Genomic DNA, 2,792 nt, shown 5'->3' on the forward strand with positions numbered 1-2,792 from the left:
CACCAATGTGCTGGGCGCCATGCAGGCCATTCCGCAAGTCGCGCCCATGGTCGAGGCCTCCCGGCTTGGTGGTGGCGGCAAGGGACGCTTTGCCTTCATCACCAGCGGCATGGGTTGCATTGGCGAGGTCCCGTCCAGCAGCAGCTGGACCTACCGCGTCAGCAAGGCTGYGCTGAACATGGCCGTGGCGTCCGCCCAGCATGACTACCCGCGCGCCATCATGGTGGCCCTGTCGCCCGGCTGGGTTCAAACCGACATGGGCGGCCTGGACGCGCCGCTCACCACGGTTCAAAGTGTCACGGCCATGCGCAAGACCCTGGCCGGGCTGACCGCCGCGCACAAGGGCTCCTTTCTTGACTACGACGGCCGCCGCTTCAGCACATGGTGAGCCCTGCACTCCACTGAAAGATTTCGATGATCCTGACCCAAGACCAAACGATGATCCGCGACGCGGTGCGCGACTTTGCGCAGGCCGAGCTCTGGCCCCACGCCGCGCGCTGGGACAAGGAACACCACTTCTCGGTCGAGGCGCACAAGGGCCTGGCTGCACTCGGCGCCTACGGCATCTGCGTGCCTGAAGAGTTCGGCGGCGCGAACCTTGACTACCTCACGCTTGCGCTGGTGCTCGAAGAAATCGCCGCGGGCGACGGCGGCACCAGTACCGCGATCAGTGTTACCAACTGCCCGGTCAATGCCATCCTCATGCGCTACGGCAATGCGCAGCAGAAAAAGCAGTGGCTGACAAAACTCGCGCAGGGCGAAATGCTCGGCGTCTTTTGCCTGACCGAGCCGCATGTGGGCAGCGATGCCTCTTCACTGCGAACCACGGCCGTCAAAGACGGCGACGAATACGTGATCAATGGCGTCAAGCAATTCATCACCAGCGGCAAGAACGGCCATGCGGCCATCGTCATCGCCGTTACCGATAAGGGCGCCGGAAAAAAAGGCATGAGTGCCTTCATCGTGCCCACCAGCGCACCCGGCTATGTGGTGGCGCGGCTTGAAGACAAGCTGGGGCAGCATTCCAGCGACACCGCACAAATCAATTTTGACAACTGCCGCATCCCGGCCGACAACCTGATCGGCAACGAAGGCGAAGGCTACAAGATCGCGCTGGGCGCACTCGAAGGCGGGCGCATCGGCATCGCCGCGCAAAGTGTGGGCATGGCGCGCAGCGCGTTTGAGTTTGCCCTGAGTTACGCCAAAGAGCGCCAGAGCTTTGGCACCGCCATCTTTAACCACCAGGCAGTAGGCTTTCGCCTGGCTGATTGCGCAACGAAGATTGAAGCGGCCCGCCAGCTCATCTGGCACGCTGCCAGCCTGCGCGACGCTGGCCTGCCCTGCCTGAAAGAAGCCGCCATGGCCAAGCTTTTTGCCAGCGAAATGGCCGAAGAGGTTTGCAGCGCCGCCATCCAGACGCTGGGCGGTTATGGCTATGTCAGCGACTTTCCGGTGGAACGTATCTACCGCGATGTGCGCGTGTGCCAGATTTACGAAGGCACTTCCGACGTTCAAAAGATCATCATCCAAAGATCTCTTTAGCCCCCACGGTCGCGCACTTCGTGTCGCTCCCTGCCCCCCGAGGGGGCCGCTGCGCCTGCGGCCCGGCAAAGCCGGTTCCGCGGCCCCTGCTGGGTTTTGGTCAGGGGTCTGGTTCAACTGCGTGCAGCAAACCGTAAACTTGCCGATCCACAGCAGGAGACAGAGCATGCCCATCACCAAAGGATTCCGCGCACTGGTCGACGAGGCCATGGCGCAAGTCAAAACCTATTCCGTGGCAGATGCCAGGTCAAAACTCGGCGACCCCAAGGTACAGATCGTCGACATCCGCGATGTGCGCGAGCTGACAGCCGGCACCGTGGTGGACAGCTTCCACGCGCCGCGCGGCATGCTTGAATTCTGGGTAGACCCCGAGTCGCCGTACCACAAGCCGCTGTTTTCCGATGAGGGCAAGGAGTTCATCCTCTTTTGCGGGGCCGGCTGGCGCAGCGCACTGGCCACCAAAACCCTGCAGGACATGGGCATGCGCAATGTGGCCCATATCGATGGTGGTTATGCCGAATGGGTGAAGCAGGGCGCGCCCACCGAAACGCTGGAAGAGCGCAAGGCCCGCGCAAACAACAACTCCTGCGGCTGATGCGCGGGTGATGCCTAACCCATCGCCATCTCAGCCATGCCCCTGCGGCCGCACAGGCCCGGCCAAAAAGCCGTTGCTGTTCGCAAATTGCTGTGGCCGCTACCTTGGTCACTTCGACACCGTGCCCGCGCCCGACGCCGAGTCCCTCATGCGTTCGCGCTACACCGCCTTTGTGGCTGGGCGTGCCGACTACCTGCTCGCTACCTGGCATACCAGCCATCGGCCGGCATCGGTTGAATTCGATCCCGATGTGAAATGGCTGGGCCTGGAAGTGCGCAGCCATCGCCAGATCGATGACACCCACGCCGAGGTCGAATTCGTCGCCCGCCAGAAAACCCCCGGCAGCCCGGCCGTGCGCCTGCACGAACGCAGCCGCTTTGTTCGCGAGTTAGGCCGTTGGTACTACGTCGACGGCGACCACCTGTGATGAGCTATAAAAGGTGCTTTAAGCCTTTAATTGACGGGTTCTCGTTGCTCCTGTATTAATAGCATCTCGGGTAAAGAATGGATTTCATGAAAGAACAGCGCGCAACCCGTTCGGCTTCGTGGCGGCAGTGCAATCCGCTGCTCTGGACCGGTGTGTTGGGGCTGGTGTTTCTGCTCGGGCTGAATTCCCCGCCCGCCGCTGCCGGCAGTCCGGCGTCCTACCCCGCCC

4 protein-coding genes are annotated in these 2,792 nt (G+C 62.3%); all 4 read left to right on the forward strand.

Going from position 1 to position 2,792, the window contains the following annotated elements:
- Window positions 1-388: Rossmann-fold NAD(P)-binding domain-containing protein (locus AC1D1P_RS19870; protein WP_477674155.1), on the forward strand; the 388-nt coding region annotated here is incomplete at its 5' end.
- Between the two features lie 26 nt (window positions 389-414).
- Window positions 415-1,542 carry an acyl-CoA dehydrogenase family protein gene (locus tag AC1D1P_RS19875; protein WP_477674156.1) on the forward strand — a complete coding sequence of 376 codons (1,128 nt, stop codon included), beginning with the start codon at window positions 415-417 and terminating at the stop codon, window positions 1,540-1,542.
- Window positions 1,543-1,708: 166 nt separating this feature from the next.
- Window positions 1,709-2,137 carry a rhodanese-like domain-containing protein gene (locus tag AC1D1P_RS19880; protein WP_477674157.1) on the forward strand — a complete coding sequence of 143 codons (429 nt, stop codon included), beginning with the start codon at window positions 1,709-1,711 and terminating at the stop codon, window positions 2,135-2,137.
- Window positions 2,138-2,147: 10 nt separating this feature from the next.
- Entirely contained in the window at window positions 2,148-2,564 is a 417-nt protein-coding gene (locus tag AC1D1P_RS19885) for a YchJ family protein (protein WP_477674158.1), read from the forward strand.
- Window positions 2,565-2,792 lie beyond the last annotated feature (228 nt).

The organism is Polaromonas sp. P1_E1_2, assembly GCF_056406035.1.

Coding starts and splice junctions, on each gene's coding strand:
- AC1D1P_RS19880 (WP_477674157.1), top strand. CDS start 1,709: ATGCCCATCACCAAAGGATTCCGCGCACTGGTCGACGAGGCCATGGCG.
- AC1D1P_RS19885 (WP_477674158.1), top strand. CDS start 2,148: ATGCCTAACCCATCGCCATCTCAGCCATGCCCCTGCGGCCGCACAGGC.
- AC1D1P_RS19875 (WP_477674156.1), top strand. CDS start 415: ATGATCCTGACCCAAGACCAAACGATGATCCGCGACGCGGTGCGCGAC.